This is a genomic window from Myroides profundi (assembly GCF_000833025.1).
Lineage (GTDB): Bacteria > Bacteroidota > Bacteroidia > Flavobacteriales > Flavobacteriaceae > Flavobacterium > Flavobacterium profundi_A.
This window is the reverse complement of record NZ_CP010817.1, coordinates 1434926-1455484: the sequence shown is the minus strand read 5'-3', so window position 1 is coordinate 1455484 and position 20559 is coordinate 1434926. Positions and strand designations below refer to the sequence as shown.

Sequence of the window (20559 nt, the reverse complement as noted above, 5' to 3'; positions counted from 1 at the left end):
TACTACGGCAATAAGAATCTTAAGGATTTAAAGTCTTCTTGTATCATATTAACTATAACAATTATGAAAACTCAATTTTTAACCAATACTGGTTATGGGGTAGTTTTGCTTTTAAGTAGCCTTACTATATACCCTACTTATGCCGTATCTAAAGATAGTCTATTTCATTTAGATTACCAAAAAAGAACAATCTCTGGAACTGTGAGTGATAACTCAGGAGTACTTATTGGAGCGATTGTTCAAGTAAAAGGAACCGATGTAGCTACAACTACAGATTCAAGCGGAAAATACTCTTTAAATGCTTCTAGTGGGGATATCTTAGTTATCTCATATATCGGATATAAAACTAAAGAGATTGTTATTACAGCTAACTTAATTTATAACATTAATCTTTTGCAAGATGAAGACGTGCTATCAGAGGTAGTAATTAACGCAGGTTATTACTCAGTAAAAGACCGTGAAAAAACAGGAAGTATTGCTCGCGTGACTGCAAAAGATATAGAACTACAACCTGTTATTAATCCACTTCAAGCTATTCAAGGAAGAATGGCAGGGGTAAATATTACTCAGAACACTGGAGTCCCTGGTGGAGGTTTTGACATACAGATACGAGGTAGAAATAGCCTTCGTGGTTACAAAAACAATGCTATTAATGGAAATGCTCCACTTTATGTTATTGATGGAGTTGTCATTCCAAATAGCAATTTGGTAAATACGACAATCTCAAGTGATATACTTCCAATGAGTGATGCTAATATATTAAACTCTATTAATCCTTCAGATATAGAGAGTATAGAAATATTAAAAGATGCTGATGCAACAGCTATATATGGTTCTCGTGGTGCTAATGGAGTTATACTTATAACAACTAAAAAAAACAAATCTGACAAACTGTCTTTCTCAATCTCCTCTTCTACATCTTTTAGCAAAGTAGCTAGTAAAATGAAACTTTTAAATACAGATCAATTTAATAAAATGAGAGATGATGCTTTCCTAAATGATGGTATTACAACCTACCCAGCATCTGCCTTAGATATGAATGGTACTTGGGATAGAAATAGATATACAGATTGGCAAAAAGAACTTATTGGTGGTACTGCTCAAAGTCAAAACATACAATTAGGTGTTAGTGGAGGAAGTGAAACAACTCATTTTTCAGCCTCAGCTAGCCAAGGCACACAAACAACAGTATTTCCAACAGACAAAGGTTATAAAAGAAATACATTTTTATTTAATGTAAATCACAGTAGTAAAGATGGAAAGTTTCAATTAAACTCATCAACTAATTATTCATTGCAAAGCAATAATCTAATTGCAACAGATTTAACTTATAATACACTTACTCTTGCACCTAATGCACCTAATTTATACAACTCTGATGGAACTTTAAACTGGACGTTTTCGGGAGACACAAATCCTGTATCATCAATGCAAGAGACATATCATAACGATAATAACAATTTAATATTAAACTTGAATTTAAGTTATGAAATACTTAAAAGAACTTACTTAAAGTTAAGTGCAGGTTATACCAAAACAAATTCAGATGAAAAAAGGTTGACCCCACATACTATCTATAATCCAAGTAAAAAATATACCTCTGAAAACTCTAGTTCTACAAACAGCATTAGAGATAACAAAACTTATATAGTAGAGCCCCAATTAAATTATCTCGCAACCATAGGACACAAAGTAAATTTAAATGCTCTAGTTGGACTAACCTATCAAGAAAGCGAAACTAGTGCTTTGCATTTAACAGGTTCCAATTTTCAGAGTAATGATTTTATATCCAATATCTCAGCTGCTAAAACCAAGAATATTATCCAAACTGCTAATATACAATATAAATATGTGGCTCTATTTGCTCGCTTAAACTTAATGTATGATAATAAATACATTCTTAATATTACAGCACGTAGAGATGGATCCTCTCGTTTTGGAGATAATCATAAGTTTGGAAACTTTGGGGCAATTGGGGCTGCTTGGGTATTTTCGAAAGAAAACTTCCTTAAAGATTCTTCATGGCTTAGTTTTGGAAAACTTAGAACAAGTTATGGAACTTCAGGTAGTGATAATATAGGAGATTACCAATATTTAGATACCTATAAACTAAATCCAAATAAATATGATGAGATTACAGGTTTAACTCCTTCAAGATTATATAATCCAAATTTTAGCTGGGAGAAAACTAAGAAACTAGAAACAGCATTAGAACTTGCTCTATTTAATGATAAAATACAAATTGATATAGCTTGGTTTCGAAATACATCTTCCAATCAATTAGTAGGTGTCCCTCTTCCTGGCACAACTGGATTTTCATCTATACAAGACAATCTACCTGCTACTGTCGAAAACAAAGGCTGGGAACTTACTTTAAACTCTACAAATATTAGAAATAACAATTTTAGTTGGACAACAAGCTTCAATATATCATTCCCTAAAAACACATTACTTTCTTTCCCTAATCTTGAAGGCTCTACCTATGCTAATCAATTTGTAGTTGGAAAAAGTACTAATCTAAGAAGGCTTTACAATTTTGAAGCAATAGATCCTCTTACAGGTTTATATCAATTCACAGACTATAATAATGACGGTAAAATCACTGCTGCTTTTGATAAAGAAAATATTCAAGAGATCAAAACTCAATATCATGGAGGGATTCAAAACACATTAAATTATAAAAACTTCAATCTAGACTTTTTATTTCAGTTTGTAAAGCAGACCAACTTTAATCACAATTACAACCTAGTTACTCCAGGGGCACTTGGAAATCAACCAATAGAAATACTCAATAGCTGGTCTTTAACTAATCCAAACAGTCAATATGGTCAGCTTACAACAGGATTAAACTCTTCAATAAACAACGGAATCACAAACTTTAAGAGTAGTAATATGGCAATTGGAGATGCTTCTTATATAAGATTAAAGAATATATCATTGACTTATACTCTAAGAATTCCAAAAATAAAAGTAGAATCATTACGCCTTTATATTCAGGGGCAAAACTTATGGACTATAACCAATTATTTTGGTCTAGATCCTGAATTTACTGTCGTTGGTTATTTACCTCCTCTAAAAACTTATGCCTTTGGTGTTCAATTAACCTTTTAAAATTGTAATTATGAGAAAACTATTTTATACATGCTGTTTCATAACAGTACTACTAGCTTTTACATCATGTGATGATATGGTGGAAATTGACCTTCCAACAGATCAATTAAACACTGATAATGTATTTATCGACAAAAGAAGTGCTCTTTCTGCATTATCAAATCTCTTTATCAATCTTAGAGAGTCCTCAATCTATAGTGGTAATCCTCAAGGCTTAGGAACACTCCTAAGTTTATATACTGATGATCTACAAGATCTAAGTAATTCACCTATATCAGACAATTTTCTACTATATAATAACATTTTAGATCCTACTAGAAGTATTCTTGCTAATACTTGGAGTAACTCATATGCACATATATACGCAATTAATGCTTTTATTCAAGGAGTTGAGCTTTCCTCTGGAATTACTAATGAAGATAAAGATGTCTTGATTAATGAAGCTTACATATTAAGAGCCTTGTATTACCAAAATTTAACACTGTTATTTGGAGATATACCCTACACCACCACAACCGATTATAATGCTAATACTTTTATAAAAAAAACATCATACACTGATGTATTAAAAAAGATTGAAGAAGATCTACTAAAAGTTACAGAAACTATTTCAGATAACTATAGGTCAAATGATAAATATTATCCTAATAAAGCAGTAGTAGAAATACTTCTTGCTAAAAATTATTTGCTTCAGAAAAAGTATACTCTAGCAGAAACATTATCACGAAAAATTCTAAGTAATGCGCAATATTCTTTAGAATCAGATTTGAATAAAGTATTTAAAAAAAATGCAAAGAGTACTCTTTGGCAATTATCCAATAGTTCTCCCACTGCCTCTACTTATGAAGCAAGGAACTATACTATTTTAATTAATAGTTGGCCTTATAGATTACATCCTAACTTATTAGAAGCATTTAGTGATGATGACTTAAGAAAAAAGAATTGGATCAAATCATTTCTAGCAACTGGTGATCTATTTGCTTATAAATACAAAAACATCCCTCCTACCAATACTGATGAATGTTCTGTGTTATTTAGATTAGAAGAAGCTTATTTTATTTTAATAGAAAGTCTTATTTATCAAAATAATGAAACAGAAGCTATAGTATATCTAAATATAATAAGACAAAGAGCTGGATTACCTGCATTAAACAATACACTTAGTAAACAGCAAGTGCTTACTGCAATGCTTGAAGAGAGTAGAAAAGAATTTTTTACAGAGCATGGTAGAAGATTTTTTGACCTAAAAAGGAACAATATGTTATCTATTTTGAAAACGATTAAACCTAATTGGCAAGATAAACATGCATTGTTACCTTATCCTGAAAAAGAACTACTTATTAATCCTAATTTAAATCCACAAAATGAGTACTAAACTAAATCAATTTCTTTCTTTTTGCTTTTTGATTTTAATCTGTTTGTCTGTAAAAGGACAAATAATAACAGATAGTATCTTATATAGCGAGTTAAGTAATCAACTCCTCTCTAATGATGGAAAATGGGCAACTATTAGAAAACATTATAATTTTGATATTAAAAATGATACTACTTTTATTGTAAACACAAATGGAAAGGTACTTCTAAAGGAAAAAACTATAGCTCAGTATAAGCTTTTCAGTAATGACTTACTAATAACTTATAATAGTTCATCAAATAGTATTATTATTTTTGATCCTAATGTATCAAAAAGGCAACTTATTAGTAATGTGTCAGATCCAATTTACATAAACAACCATTCTTTAATTTTATACTTAGACATTAAGACAAACAAATACAACTTAGTCAAAATTACAAAGGATAGCTATAAACTAATCTGGAGTCAAGACAAAAAGTTGATACAATACCTTAAAGTTAGTGATAACCAAGAAGTTCTTTTTGCTCAGAAAAACAGCCTAGACAACACTCTAGAAATTATAAATCTACAGAACTTCGATAAAACAATCAATCACAGTATTTCTTATCCCATTAAACATGTTTTTTGGGATAAGAAATATCCTATTGCATTTATTAGCCCCAATATCGTTTCACAAAACAACTACCCTTTTATTACTTTTTTAAACTATAAAAACAACTTTGTTCAGAAACAAATATTAGATAAGGACTCTCATTTCACATCCTTAGAAGCTCTGAATGAAACTAGTTTTAAAATTAAAAAACGATATCTTATTGGTGAAAAATCTTATAATCCTAAAGAATTAGAAATTTGGAGTACGAATGACCTTTCTTTAAATCATAAGAAAAACATCAGTAATTCAACTAAACTATATGGACAAGAAACTCAAATCTATAATTACTCTACTGCAAATCTTAATCAGTTAAAGGTATTAAAGGATTATGAAACAATTAAACTAAACAGTAATACTTTACTACTCTATAACCCTAACCAATATCATGATTATACAAATTCTTGGAATGCAAAGCCAAGAGACTTTATACTTTATGATATAGACACGCAAAAAACACATACAATCGTCAAAGCCTTAGCTAATCCCTCAAATACTACAAGTATTTCTCCATTGGGAGGTTATTTTGTATACTACCAAAATGACTCTATAAACTTCTACAACGTGCAGACAAAACAAGTAGAAAATTCTTTTAAATATGAAGAGCCTAATGCAAAAACAAGAGTTTTTAGAGAAAAAATAAAATACTGGTCTGATGATGAAAAATTTTTCTTCTTTAACTCAAATTCTAATCTACTAAAATACAACACTCTAACAAAGAAATTAGAAATTATAAAAGAAAATAAATCTAAGTCAGTTAAGTATAGTATCTTAAATAAGGTAATCACTAATACAAACAATAATAGTGATATACATTCTATAACAATTCAAGATTACTCCAACTTACTAATTGCATCATTTGATGTTGAAAAGTCTACCTTTTCTCTTATTAAACTTAATAAAAACCAAGAGAGAATAATTATAGATAAAACAAAAAATCACATCTCTAGAGTTATATATAGTAAAGACTTTAAAACAATAACATATGCTTTAGAAAATCACAATATGCCTAAAGACATTTATGTGTATAAAGACGGTACAACTAAACTGCTATTAGAAAACGGTATGCCTCAAAGCTTATTTAATTGGAAAAAGCAAAAAACAATTACTTACAAAGATAGATTCAATAATAGTTTAAAAGGTATTTTATACTATCCTAAAGATTTTAATACTAATAAAAAGTACCCTATGATTACTCATATTTATGAATTACAAAACCATTTAGGAAACAGATTTACTTATCCTACGTTTCTTAATAACGATGGATACAATACTAGCTTACTACAAGAAAACAACTACTTCGTTTTTCTTCCTGATATTTTAGATACCAATCAAGGTACAGGGCTTTCTGCATTGCATTGTGTAGAAGAAAGTATAAAAACAGTATTACAAGAAGAAAAATCAATTGATAAAGAGAATCTTGGTTTGTTTGGGTTTTCACATGGAGGGTATGAAACAAATTTTATTATTACCCAAACAGATCTTTTTAAAGCTGCTGTTAGTGGTTCTGGGAATGTAGATTTAATTCGATCTTACTTTTCTTACAATGAAAATTTCATTTCTCCTTTTTTCTTTCAGTTTGAAAATGGTCAATACAAAATGCCTAAGACCTTTAAAGAAGATAAAGAGCTCTATATTAAAAATTCTCCTATTATGTATGTTGACAAAATCAAAACACCATTACTTACATTTACAGGAAAACAAGATGAAAATATCCACTGGGGACAATCAAGAGAGCTTTTTATTGGAATGCTTCGTTACAATATCCCTCATATTGCTTTGTTCTATAAAAATGAAGGACATGGTTTGATAAAAAAAGTTAATCAAATAGATATTACAAAACGAACAATGAGTTGGTTTAATTATTTTCTAAAAGATGAAAACTCCACAAGTACTAACTGGATTATAAATAATACCTATTTCGACAAAGAAAGAATATTATCACACTAAAAAAGAACGCCCTCTAAAGGGCGTTCTACATCACTATTCTGTTTTATATAACCTTAAGGTACAAACAGTCTGATTTAACTCCTCATCAAACTCCATCCCATATAGATTGTGTTGTAAACTTGGAGCTTCTTCCCAAGTACAAGCCTCAGAGCCATTAATATCACAAGAGGCTATTCTTGGAGTACAAGTAACTCCTTTAGAATCTATCTGCTGATATGCAGGAACTGTTAAAGCATTATTTTTCATTGCATTTGTTGCAAACGCGCTTCCGATAGCAAGAGCAAATACACCGATTGGCAATCCTGCTGATTTTAAAAATCTTTTCATAATTAATAAAGTATTATTGGTTAATAGCTTGTTTTAAAAGTTAAGCTAAACTTTACTCAAAACTTGTCTGTCAGTGATTTGGCCAGTCTATAACGTACAAGTTTTTGGTCAAACAAACCATAGATGTAATGGTCTGTGACAATTAAATCTATAAGCTTATCTTCCCCTAGGTGGTTGATGTAAAAGCTTGCGATATAACTGTCTTTTTTAAAGTCGTAGATATCAACAATACTAGCTTGTTTCCAGATTGCTTTGGACTCCTTTTGTCCAAGAGAGTTTGATACAATAAACAAGAGATTGTTTTTAACTACTACCTTTTGATTTATAGCGCTCATTGGAGTTGTCATTTTATGCTCTCCTGATGCTAATTTAGCGGCTGTAATAAGGGCGGTTTGGGTTGTGTCAATAGTATTTTGTCTGTTTAAGAGCTCTAGACTAGAGCTAGTTAAAACGTACTGATTCTTATAATAATAGGTATAGATTAAAGTCTTGTTTTCTTTGCTATAACAAAAACTACCATCTGTGTCAAATACTCCATCGGAGTTACTCTCTAATAGTTTAGAGTTAATAGAAACTCTTGGCTTATTGTTTATATTGATAAGCCCTAGTATGTGTTTATAATCTTTACTGCTTTGACTCTTTATAACAATTAAGGTAGAATCTATTGGGATGTAGTCTGAAAAATAAGCTTCTTTAAAGCTAAATATTTCTGTTTGTTTTGTTTTCTCAGTTGTGTTTAATTGTCCTTTATAAACTATAGGAATTGAACCGTCTGCTAAATAGAAATAAGGATAGACTGTCCTTAGTTTTAGATAGGTGTATTTAAACTGAGTTGAATCTATTTTTATAGTATAATCCTCTCTTTGCATTAAAGAATCTACACTGATAAATATAAGTGGAGATTTACTATTACCTAGATACACTTTGTCTTTATAGTATCCTGAGATGTAAAAGGTGTTTACCTTTAAATCCAAGGTATCCTCTTCTGCTACTCCATGAGGCAAATATCTTCTTATAAAAGGGTTCTCTTTTTTTATAATGTGTTCAGATGACACAAAAAGAAGTATGACCGTTAGAATACTTACTAGCGTAGTTACGATAGATAGTAAATAGAATCGTTTTGGTTTATCTTCTGTATAAAATATACTCAGCAGAATTAAAACACTAGTTATTATATTAAACCACAGATGTTCATTCCAACCTAGTTTTTCTAGTACTCCTCCACAAGAACAAGGAATAAAGTCACTGTAGTTTAATATTAAGTAGATATAAATGGTAAATGCAACCATAAGACCATAACTTAAGTATAGTCCTAAAAGCCTTTTAGTTCTTAGAGTAAGTAAAAAAGCAATAACAAGCTCTGATATTACAACTAGATAAGCGATAATACCAGCATACATGCTTAGTAGTGGGGACTGAGTAAGTTGTACTTTAAACTCTTCAAATGTAATTAGTTTACTTATTGCTGCATAGACAAAAAGTAGTACAACAAAATAACGTACAATAAGGACATACTTGGCTTTCATGGTGGTTGCATTTTGGGATATCCCAAATCTACAACTCACAGTTATTCAAATCAATACGTGATTTCACGGTATTTTTACCGTGTTTTCCTCTCTTTATTCTCTTTCTCATCGATATCCTCAATATAGTGCCAACGTAGTGCATAGAGAATTACTCCTATAAAATTACTAGAACCTGTTCTATCCATCAAATTTTCTTTCATCTTTTCAATAGTACGCGGGCTTAAATTAAGCTTATCTGCAATTTCACTAAGGGTAAATTGCATTGCATAGAGTTTTATTAGCTCAATTTCTTTACTTGTAAAAACAACTTCCTCACTATCTTTTTGCTCTTTGACTTTACTGACAGTATCTTGTATTTCTATATCATAATATACTCCGTTTGTATACACGCAGTAAATAGCTTCCTTAAGTTTAGAGAAGGAAATATTTTTGGTTAAATAGCCTGATATATTATATTTAAGCATTCTTTTTATACTACGGTCATCACAAAAACTTGTGAGTATAAGTACCTTGACATTTGGATGGTTTTTCTCAAGTAAACTAGCCACTTGATATCCGTCCATAATTGGCATGGAAATATCTAAAAAGACAATATCAACACTAATTCTTTTTAGTTTTTCTAATAGTTCAATACCATTAGAACAGTCAAATAAAACTTCAATATCTTCTATCTTTGAAAATACGTTTGAAAAATTTTGTCTAAACAATCTGTGATCGTCAACTATAGCTATTCTAATCATTACTTTGTTTATTAAGTGTTATACTAATCTGATTACCTTTACTGGTAGATTCATGGCTAAACTTAGCCTTAATCTGATCTATTCTTGTCTTTATATTATAAAGTCCAAGTCCCACACTTATTGATTTTGCATTAAAATCATACTCAACCCCATCATCAAGCAGATATAAAACTAGATCGTATCTACTCCAAACAAGGTAGATCTCAACAAAACTTGCCTTGCTGTGTTTAAGAATGTTCTGGGTGAGTTCTTGTACAATTCTATATAACTCTAACTTTTGAATATCACTTAAAACAAAGCTTGCAGTTGTAGAGTTAAAATCAAACTTAATACTAGTTACTTTAGACACTCTGGTTACATAGTTATTTAAAAGCTCTGTTATTGTGTTGTCTTTGATAAGAGGTGGGGATAAATTATAACTGATTCTAACAGCTTCCTCATAACAAAAAATTATTCCATCGTATAAATCAACCTTTACTTTGGCTATTTCTTCTTGATCTTCACTAAGATTTAAAAGAATCATAAGGTTTTTTAAGTTCCCAAGATCACTACAAATTCCATCATGTAGTTCTTTGGCCACTCTTTCTCTTTCTTTGTGTTCTACAATTAAATTAGTTCTTAATTGCTTTGTTAATATTTCATTTTGATATTGATTGATTCTTTTTTGGTAAATCACAACAATGATAACTACCATAATAGCCAGTGAAATCATAATAAAAGTGCCTAGCCAAAAAAACAATTCTAGTTTATTCTCCATATGCCTAATAATAATGTTATTCTTAAAATCAAATTGGCAAGTACATTAACTAGCCAAAAATCACCAATATATAAATCATCCTTGTCAATACAACTTATAAGCATAAACAAAGAAATAGTTGTACTATAGTAGAAAAACAAGCCCATAATAACATAGAAAAGACCTTCTTTGTATAGCTTTAATATCTGTTTTTCATTAGATATCTCTCTAATCCATAGAAAGCTACATACCAAAACAAATAAAGTGATATAGGTCTTGTTAATACTAGTGGATAAAAAAACTGATTTAGTATTAAAATAAAAGATTGACAAGACATAGAACAAAAGAAAAAGACCTAGAGAAACTTTAAAAAAAGCTTTAGGTCTTTGTCTTATACAATGACTAAATAAATAATATAAAGCACTAAACTCTAAAAAGGAATATATCTGATACCACCAAAGAACACTTACCTTTAATTGTAAACTAACAACACATTCATACAAAGATGAAAATGCCATAAGGCTAATTAAAGGCACAACAGATCTACTAGGTATACTTTTGTGTTTTCTACCAGATATAAACAGCACAATAGGCATACAGCCCATAAGAAGTGTTGCATATAAGAGTATGCTGTATAACATAAATCATTACTTGTTCAGTTTACTGTCTTTAGGACATAAAGGAGGACAAATAACAAGGTGATCAACAATAACACCATTTGTTAAATCCTCTGCTGCTTGGTCCACTCCTACTAAGACTAAATTTACTTTGTTAGCTTCTTTATCTAAACCTGGATAAATACGAACTCCTATACAACCGTTTTGAGACAGTAGTTCGTTTAATTTATTTGTTCCAATAAAGTAACTCTTAGGTAAATCAGGATTGTTTTCCTGGTAAGAGTGTGTAAGTTCTACAGCCTTTTCTAGGCTAATTTGATCTGCACTATTTTTAGTAACTTCCATAAAATTAAGTATTTAAAAATTAAAACATAAATATTTATAATTTTAAAACAATTTGCAATACGTGTTTTCCGCATATTTTACAGTGTTTTCACGTATTGACTTCTAGTTTTGATTTATTTTATTTTAAAAGGGCTAATACTATAGGTTTTTAACTCGGTGCATAATTAACCAACACTCATTAATTATGACACTAAACACACAGCACAAAAGCGTATTAAAACAAATCGAATCAAAGGAAATTGAACTAAACTTAATTGATTCAACTTCTATTTCAAAAGCTTACGAGATGATTCAATTCTTAAGACTTTTACTTATGAATCTAAAAGAAGAAATACTTCAAGTAGGGTTCAAAAATCAAAGAGACGAGATTGATTTTTTTAAAGTAATTAAACCTCAAGTCCTAGGCAAACTAATCTTTTATAATAAGATCTATTCAATAGAAATAAGCTGCCCAATAGATATTGTTATTAAGAATAAATACTATCATAAACATCTACAAGAATTAAACCTGGAGTATAAGAAGTATTTTGCTCACAATGAATTTTATAAATACTATAATGCGAATCGTTCAGACAAAGACATAGAATATTTTACTTTGGGTAAAACAGATTTACTCATAGGGATAAATAGCTTTATCTTTGAAATAGATGCTCTTTTCTCCACCTATTATGACTATAAAATAGCTCGTATAATAGCTCATGATTTACTTCAAAACTACCTTCATCAAAAAATACAAGAATATGATATTAGTACTAATAAGATAATATCATCTAACTTAGTGTGGTCAGAATCTCAAAATGCGCTCATAGAACTTATCTACGCACTTTATCTATCAGGGTCTATTAATAATGGTAAAGGAGAAATACGCAAAATAGCAGTACTGTTTCAACAGCTATTTGGTATTAAGCTTTTAGATATACATCATGCCTTTCATAGAATGAAAACAAGAGCTAAATCCAAAACATCTTATTTGGATAAATTAAAAGAAGTGTTAGAAGATCATATGGATAAAAATTACTAATACTTCAATCATAAGGGGGACAATAACTATAACACTATCTTATATTTACGTTATAAAAGTCTACATTAGTTTGAAGACATACAGCCAGCTTAATTCCAACACTTTCACAATACTTTGATTGTGTCAATCCACTTGCTTGCCAATCCTCTACATGAGAGTACATAATTTCTTGTTTGCTCATCTCTTTATTATTTAAAGCAAACTTACTTCCTTACATTATATTATGAAACATGCACTTGCTCGGGCGGATACGTTGCATTTATTTGTTGAATCTAAGAATCATTTAATTTATAAAACAAACTTTATACGATAAAATTAACTTTGTTATGAAAGGTAATACTTTGCGTTCAAGCTTTTTATACAAAAAAAAGCTCTTAATATTAAGAACTTATACAATTCTTGGTGAAAGAATAATAATTAAAAAAGCACTTACTTAGTCCAAACTAAATAAGTGCTTTTTTACTCTAATCAGTTATTACCTTAATCTCATATTCATAGTCTGAGGCCGAGCGTAAAATAAGTCTTGTTTTTAAGTCTTTTATAACTCCTCTTATTCTATTTATTGAAGAATTTTTTCTTACAAATAATTCTACTCGAATTGTACAACATTCATATTGTTTAAAATTCTTAAAATATAAATTTAGGTTTTCTAAATACTATCTTCAATTAAATTAGTTTTTAAAATTAGACTCTGTATCTAAAATTATTTGTATTTTTCCTTAAGAACTGCATCATAATCACCATTTAATAATTCCTTACTTCTTTCCCATTTAATAGGTACTATATTACTTTTAATTTCCCCTATATAAAGTTTATATGTAAGCCCTTCCCAATTTAAATCATTATAATAACTCTCTAATTGTTTTCCTTTTACCATCATTTTTAAATTATTAACATCATCCTCAATTACCTTATAAGTATATTGTAAATATTCTAGAGAAGAAATATTATTTAAAGTATGAATATCACATATATGAAAATAATTTTTAACAAACTGAACAGGAACTGTCAATCTAGCATAAGCTTTGGGTGCTAAAAAAACAAAGTCAATATTGACTGAATTTATTTCATCCTTTAATATTGCATTGCTAATATTTGTCTGTTTTGTAAAACAGTGAATCAACTCCATAGTAACCATCTCACATGATTGCAAATTCTTATCTAAAAAATTTTCTTTAATTGAAAATTTCCCCATCGTAAGTGTTTTCTCTCCGTGTTTAAGAAAACTATTGTTCCAAATAAATCGATCTATAGATGTATCTATTGGAAAGTAATACGCTGTATCACTATTATTATAAAACTCAACTGTGATTAAGCTATTATTAGTAATAGTATCTTTTAATATACTTAACTCTATAGCTCCTTCATTTTTTTTTTGTGAGTATCCCGTAAAAATAGTAAACACAGTGATTACTAAAATAAACATTTTATTCATTTTAAAAACTCCAATTATTATCATCAAACTGTTTTTTAAAATTTAAATAAGTGGTATTATAATTTATAATACCTCCCCATATTTGCTCCAATTCATAAGCTTTTACTTCAGTAATAGCTAATGAAGCCTCTTTTCCATAAGCATTAAACCACTTTTGTCTGGCTCCTGATACAATATCTATTACATGACTAAATTCATGTAATATAGTTAAAGCGGTCTGTCTATATGTATTAAAAATCGTTGTATTTATTTTAATTATCCCATTATAAGTATACACTCCATTTTCACTTATCAAACTACCTTGTACTTGTCCATCTAAAGCCTGTCCACCCTTTGTTACTAAGTTTTCAGTAATAACTAATTCTGGCCCATTAGCTGCTTCATAGTATTCAGGTAACACTTTTTTCGCAAATTCATTAACTAATTTAGAGCTTTTATCTCTAAATAAATCATAAGCTGGATCATCTGGGTTATACCCTTTCTCTTTTAATCTACTGTCTATTTTAGAAATTTCTATTTGTTCTGTTATTAAATGAGCTACATGATTCAACCCACTAGTAATTAATCCCTGTTGCATTCCTTTCCAAAAATCCCCTCCTGCTATAGAAGAAGATATTCCTCCTGATACCCCACCTGCAACCAACATGGTAGCTTTTAACTGTTGTTTATTTAATTTAATATTACTAGTAGGCTTTCCAAGTTTCTCTACTCCACTTGATATTAATGAACTAACAATTCCACTTGCTAAACCTGTAATAAACTTCCCTCCTTGTATCTCACTCATCGCACCACTAGTTACTCCATGAAGCCCAGCTTGTACAATTGAATTAGTAACTAAACTTCCTATTCCAAACGATATAGCTCCACTAATACCTCCCATTACACCAGCTTTTCCTGCTCCATAAAAGAAAGGTACTTTATTAACAGAATTCATAATTCCATTCATCACGATTCCGACACCAATACCAATTAAAATTGGAATAATCTCTCCACTTGGATCTGTATAAAGTAAAGGATTATTTAATACATACCCATATCTATTATAACTTTGAGTATTAGTATTATCCTGTACAAAATTATCAGGAGACATAAACCTTCTTAATTGAGGATCATATATTCTCCCATTCATATGAATCAGTCCTACTGTATATAAATGTTCATGACCTGTATATCCTCTATCTAATAATAGGCTAGTAGCCCAACCAAATTGATTTATCTTTACATCTGTTCCACCTATCTTAGCACCTTTTAAATTACCCCATGCGTCAAAAAACCTTTGCTCAACAATATTACCATTAATATCACTAATACCTATGATAGATTGTAAATTGTCTCTATGAAGGTAATAATTTTTGGGACTTGCATCTATTACTCCAGATTTTACTTCATCAATCTGAATATAATTTGCACTATAAGCATCTCCTGTTATATAAGAAACAATTTGCGTCTTATCCTTTGAAATTATAATCTCTATTGCTTTATCAGATGAATAATACTTCTGAATAGGTTGTTTATCTTTTGATTCTAAACTACCATAATAACTAGCAAACCTACCTTTTAAAATAGAAAAATCATATTCAATTTTAGTTTTCTTATCTAAAATCAATTCATATGGAGATTTAAAGGCATTGTATTTCACATTAACAAATCCTCTCGCTTGTAACATTTTACTTCCTTTTTCGTTGAAGTTTATGTTTTCAAGACGGTAATCTGTATCATTATAATTATACTTCCCTACCTCAGTATTTGAAGTAACTCTGCCTCTAAAATCATATGTATATTCATTGATTACAGATCCATTTGTTGTTTCTTTTAATAAACGGTCTAAATCATCATAAGTAAATTGTTCATTCTTTCCAAATAATTTTGAATTTCTTTGACTTAAAGTTCCTCTTTTAGCGTCGTAATTATAATCTATATCAACAATAATCTTACTTTGATATTTCTGCTTTATACTAGTTAAATAATCATTAACATCATACTGATTATCAATAACAAACCCATTACCTAAAGTCAATTTTTTACTTGCTCCAAATGCAGTTTGTTCGTTTAATCTCCAAATAGCTTTATCATTAGTAATATCCCTTTGCTCTACTAACAATCCTCCACTGTTCTTATCATAGATATTTTTAATAGTAGAACTTGCAATCCCACTTACACCTAATACATTAGTTGCTATTTTGGTTTGAGAAACCCTACCTTCTTTGTCATATACAAACGATTTTGTGTAAGTAAACTTAGGAGTTGTCTCAACTATACTTTCTATGTTATAGAACTGATTTTGATTATAATTAGTTTTATAACTAAATTTTGCACCATTATAATTTCCCTTTATCTCTGTAGGTAATTGAGTTGCTTTATCATAAACATATTCTATATCAATATTTGTTTTTTCATCACTACCACCATCTGTTTTTTCTTTTTTAAGATTACCTACTTCATCATACTCATATATAGTTTTACCACCTCTTGGTGTAGTTGTTTGAACTACTCTATTTAAATTATCATACTTATATGTATAAGTCCCTGCTGAAGGGTCAATTAATTTTATCTTGTTTCCCCATCCATCAATTTCAATCTTAGTAAAAATCCCTTCGTAATTTGATTGCTTTAAACTTCCATTTGCATGATATGAATTCTCAATAACACCTCCTTGGTCTTGAGTTTTTAAAACAAGACCTTGTGCATCTACCCACTTAGCTATTTTTTTATGTCCATCTTGAACAGTTACTTTGTTCTTTTCATACTCAGTTTTAATGGACTTTCCTCTATAATCAACAACTTCTATTGGCCTATTTAATCTATCATACAACGTATAATTCCATTTTACAGTTTCTCCTTGATAATAAGGTTGGCTTTCTCTAACTACATTACCATAAACATCGTACTCAGTACTTGTAAATACCCACTTCCCATTTAATGATTTAGTTTTAGTGCCTAAAACCCTATCTAAAACATCATAATATGTAAATGTTTGACTTCCTGTGTTACTACTTACTTCAATACTATATTTACTTCCTTGAACTAAATCTTTAGTAGATTTTGAAGTTATTATTTTATTTTTTAAATAATCAATAACCGTATTAGCATTTCCCCAGCTATCATAAATATACTTAGTCTCCCTACCAAGAGCATCTTTCTGAGTTAATACTCTACCTATAATATCATAAGTAGTACTTGTTTTTAATGCATTAGGAGCAACTGTAGAGATAACAAATCTTTTAGTCCCATCGTAAGTAAAACTTGTAACTAATGGAGAGATATTATCCGAATAAGTCTTCTCTGAAGCAATCCCGCCAAAAGGCATATAAGTATATTCTGTTGTTAAAGCTGATAATGTCCCATTACCAAACTTTTTACTAACTAATACTCCTCCTTGAGCAGAATAAGTATTTTCTTCTCTACTAGTAAAAACATCACTACCTCTTGTTGAAGTCTTTTTAATTGATTTAAACTTACCATAGAAGAACCCCCCTTCATTACCAAATTTAAATTCTGGTGTATAAGTGTACTCTTCTGTTATTTTACCTGTTAATTTATATCCTTGCCCATTATCATTAGGTGAGTAATATTCTGTATCAGATTTTGTTAGAAGAATATCTACTGATGTATCAAATGTAAAGTTTTTAATACTTTTAAACCCATTAAGATAATCTACAAATTCTTCTTTTGTTGTCTCAATGAAGTATCTATTCTTTGTTTTATCAAAACGTTTATTAGTATATAAAGTCTTTTGTAAAAAGTTACTTTCATCTAAACTTCCATATGTTGACGAGACTAAAGCATTATCCATTAAAGGATCTTTCATCTCAACAGTCCAAAAGACTCCTCTATACATATCTTTTAGTAAATGTGTCCCTTTATCTGTTTGAACACTCTCATAGATATCACTTGTAATTGTTTTTTGAAATCCCATAAATCCTTTCCCTTGTAAGTGCTGAATGGCATTATGATATCTATATTCTTTAGTTAATGTCTTACCATCAAATTTGGTATTTACCTTATGAACCAAATAATACATTCCGTTTGCCTTATGTACATAATAAGGAAAAGGCAAGTTTAAATCACTATAAGTGTAAATCTTTTCTTGAACTGTATTATAATCTTCTGAAAGTGGTCTATATTCAATAACTTGTTTAGCTCCACTATTATTATCAATCTCTGATATTTGAGTTTCTAAAAAATTATCTTGGCTAAAAATATATTTTGTTTCTAATTTGGTAACAGGATCATTTATTACCAAACCTGTTTTATACTTATTCAAATCATTATAATCTGAGCGACTATATACAAAAGAGAACAGAGAAATTTTGGTATTATATAACGAAACTGTTGTCTCTCCCCATAAATTCACATCTCCTTTTAAAGGTTGAGCTTTTACTAAAAAATCTTGATTTGAATCGTTTTTTACCTGAAAAACACGAATTCCGTCAAAAAGAGATGTCCCTTCAGAATCTTTTAATTTAGCATTTAATAAATTCTTACTTTTTAAATCATATTCGATAGCTCCCATTTTCTGGAACGAAACAATATCAGTAATTCCATCACCATCAACATCCATAGCCATAATATTAGACGCCCCATATTCAGTATAAGAATATTTGTCCATTTTCCCTGACCAAACTTTATCCCAAGTATTATACCTACGAAGTACATTTTTTTGAGACGGGTTTATATAAACTAATCTTTGCTTTGTAAAATCTTTATCTTTAACAATAAAGTTACTTCCTGTTGAAGTATAAGAATACCATAAATGCTGATGGTCTCTAATCCCATTAAAAACCTTATTAACGCCATCACTCTCAACGTCATAAACCCTTTTCGGATAGATAATATCGGTTAATCCATCACCATTAAAATCACCAAAAACTAAAGGTGTTTTTTCTGTATATCCTTTAAACTCCTTTATAGGGGTATTTAATACATTTAGAGATTTATTTTCAATATCTAATTTAGCAATACTAAACTTCCCACTGTTATTCACAAATAAAAATTCAGGAAGTCCATCTCCATCAAACTCTATAGTAAAAACCTTAGTTCCTAAGTCTTTAACTAAGTCTCCTGATACTTTTAAATTTGTTAATTGAATTGTTTGATTATTTCTCTGCTGTTTTCCAATTTCACAAAAATAGACTCCAAAAGAAGCATAGTAATTATTTGGTTGAAATATTAAAAGATCAACTAGTCCATCATTATTAAAATCACCAAAAAGATAACGTCGATTTTCTTTATCTGGAACTAAATCTTGATTATGTGGATATATGGGTATCTCATCTCTATCCATATATTCATCATCTCTAATCTTAGGTCTATCATCTACATAAATCACTCCTTCTTTAGCCTTTTTAGCTAAAGTTGTTAATTCAAATTTTATTGTCTTTTGATCACTATCAACACCGCTTTGATTACTTAAATCTTTAAAGTACAGAGTAAATCTATCTTTACCATAATTAGTATCAGCATAATCAATTCCCATTTGGATAAGAAGATCTCCTTTAGACACTACACTTTGCGTTTTACCATTTAGTGTTCTATTTACTAAAGCCTTTCCATTAAAAAGAAGTCTACTTTTTGTATAAGATGAAGAGCTACCTTTATCATTAGAAGCCCATAATGTTACTTTTTCTTTATCTTCTGTTGCTTCATTTTCAATAGATTCATATATTGGATAAAGTTGTCCATTTCCTGAGAAATCACCAATAGACACAGAACCTATTTTGAATGTTGTTTTGGGAGTGCCAATATTTTTGGATTCTATATGAGTAACTATAGTATTCTCAGAAGAATTATATTTAAATTTTAGTGGATTTAATTTCTCTTTTTTATCATTTTCTATATCAACCTGAATAAGTCTTTCTTTTGTATCTTGATGTATATAATCATAACTCAATTTATAAAGCCTATACAGTTGTAAAGATGAACCATTCTTGTACTCAATTTTAATATTATCAACAACTTTAGAACTAGTTACTTTTTGCCCACGATAATACTTACTTAACTGAACTTTGGTATTTTTATAATTTACAGACACAAAGAAAGGAGCATCTGTCTTATTTGTGCCTCCATAAGAAATCTTAGTTAAATAAATCTTATTTGATTCAACTAAATAATCGTAATACACTCTATTATTATAAGAATCACTTATTTGAGTTATCATATAGCTACCAGCTACTAGCTCTGTATACCAAGCAATTTTCCCATTAGGATACCTTACAATAAACTCTTTGTTATTCGCTAATTTTTCTATCTTAATTTTAGAAAAAAGTTGAGTAGTATAGTTTTTATTATCATCACTAAGAAGTCTTTGCCCATCTAAATAATATGGATCTTTTCCATCAAACTGTACTCCTCTTACAACGCCATCTACTTCTTCACTTTTTCCACCTACATTAATTGAAGATAGTCCAAGTAAACTCCATCCTATACCTGCAATTCCATCAGAGCTTTGACTATTATATGTTAGCCCAAGATTTGGTGAAAAATTATTAACTCCTTTTATAACATCAATTGCAATAGTATAGTTTAAACCTCCTTGACCATTTACGCTTAATTCTCCTAAAACAGAAGGTAAAGTATCTGTTGGTGAACTAGTCACTGCAGCACTAAATGCCATTGCCATTGGGCTTTTTGTTTGATTTTCTTTGTAACCTGAAGTATCCATTTGTAAAGGGATACTTTGAGTTTGTGCTTTAATTGTGATGCTGAATATAGAAAACAGCAACAGTATAATATAAGTATTCTTTAACAT

12 protein-coding genes are annotated in these 20559 nt (G+C 29.6%); 4 read left to right on the top strand and 8 right to left on the bottom strand.

From position 1 onward, the window contains the following. The first annotated feature begins 63 nt into the window (after window positions 1–63). Genes MPR_RS06425 through MPR_RS06415 form a run of 3 tightly spaced genes read left to right on the top strand, consistent with a single transcriptional unit; the run spans window position 64 to window position 7064 of the window. Window positions 64–3111 carry a SusC/RagA family TonB-linked outer membrane protein gene (locus MPR_RS06425; RefSeq protein ID WP_041890449.1) on the top strand — a complete coding sequence of 1016 codons (3048 nt, stop codon included), beginning with the start codon at window positions 64–66 and terminating at the stop codon, window positions 3109–3111. A 10-nt stretch (window positions 3112–3121) separates the two neighbouring features. After that, a complete protein-coding gene (locus tag MPR_RS06420) occupies window positions 3122–4486 on the top strand; it encodes a RagB/SusD family nutrient uptake outer membrane protein (protein ID WP_041890446.1) in 1365 nt (454 codons plus the stop codon). Next, window positions 4476–7064, top strand: coding sequence for an alpha/beta hydrolase family protein (locus MPR_RS06415; protein WP_041890443.1), 2589 nt, complete (start codon window positions 4476–4478; stop codon window positions 7062–7064). Before MPR_RS06420 ends, MPR_RS06415 begins: the two co-directional genes overlap by 11 nt. A gap of 33 nt (window positions 7065–7097) precedes the next feature. Here the strand turns inward: MPR_RS06415 and MPR_RS06410 are convergent, their stop codons facing one another. From MPR_RS06410 to MPR_RS06385, 5 genes are all read right to left on the bottom strand, one after another. After that, window positions 7098–7391 (bottom strand): DUF6520 family protein, encoded by a 294-nt coding sequence (locus tag MPR_RS06410; protein ID WP_041890440.1) that lies wholly within the window; start codon window positions 7389–7391, stop codon window positions 7098–7100. Between the two features lie 56 nt (window positions 7392–7447). Then, entirely contained in the window at window positions 7448–8917 is a 1470-nt protein-coding gene (locus MPR_RS06405) for a MauE/DoxX family redox-associated membrane protein (protein WP_041890437.1), read from the bottom strand. 74 nt (window positions 8918–8991) lie between these two features. After that, a complete protein-coding gene (locus tag MPR_RS06400; protein WP_041890434.1) occupies window positions 8992–9657 on the bottom strand; it encodes a response regulator transcription factor in 666 nt (221 codons plus the stop codon). Continuing rightward, a complete protein-coding gene (locus MPR_RS06395; RefSeq protein ID WP_041890431.1) occupies window positions 9650–10414 on the bottom strand; it encodes a sensor histidine kinase in 765 nt (254 codons plus the stop codon). Before MPR_RS06395 ends, MPR_RS06400 begins: the two co-directional genes overlap by 8 nt. A gap of 626 nt (window positions 10415–11040) precedes the next feature. After that, entirely contained in the window at window positions 11041–11355 is a 315-nt protein-coding gene (locus MPR_RS06385; RefSeq protein WP_041890425.1) for a hypothetical protein, read from the bottom strand. A 184-nt stretch (window positions 11356–11539) separates the two neighbouring features. Between MPR_RS06385 and MPR_RS06380 the strand changes: the two genes are divergently transcribed. Continuing rightward, window positions 11540–12376, top strand: a complete 837-nt coding sequence (locus MPR_RS06380) for an RteC domain-containing protein (protein ID WP_041890422.1) — start codon at window positions 11540–11542, stop codon at window positions 12374–12376. 34 nt (window positions 12377–12410) lie between these two features. Here the strand turns inward: MPR_RS06380 and tnpA are convergent, their stop codons facing one another. The 3 genes from tnpA to MPR_RS06370 form a co-directional block, all read right to left on the bottom strand. Then, on the bottom strand, window positions 12411–12557 hold the full coding sequence (gene tnpA / locus MPR_RS18480; protein ID WP_235280611.1) for an IS66 family insertion sequence element accessory protein TnpA: 147 nt from the start codon (window positions 12555–12557) through the stop codon (window positions 12411–12413). Between the two features lie 522 nt (window positions 12558–13079). After that, window positions 13080–13835, bottom strand: a complete 756-nt coding sequence (locus MPR_RS06375; RefSeq protein WP_041890419.1) for a hypothetical protein — start codon at window positions 13833–13835, stop codon at window positions 13080–13082. Further along, window positions 13813–20559, bottom strand: a complete 6747-nt coding sequence (locus MPR_RS06370; RefSeq protein ID WP_041890416.1) for an RHS repeat-associated core domain-containing protein — start codon at window positions 20557–20559, stop codon at window positions 13813–13815. Before MPR_RS06370 ends, MPR_RS06375 begins: the two co-directional genes overlap by 23 nt.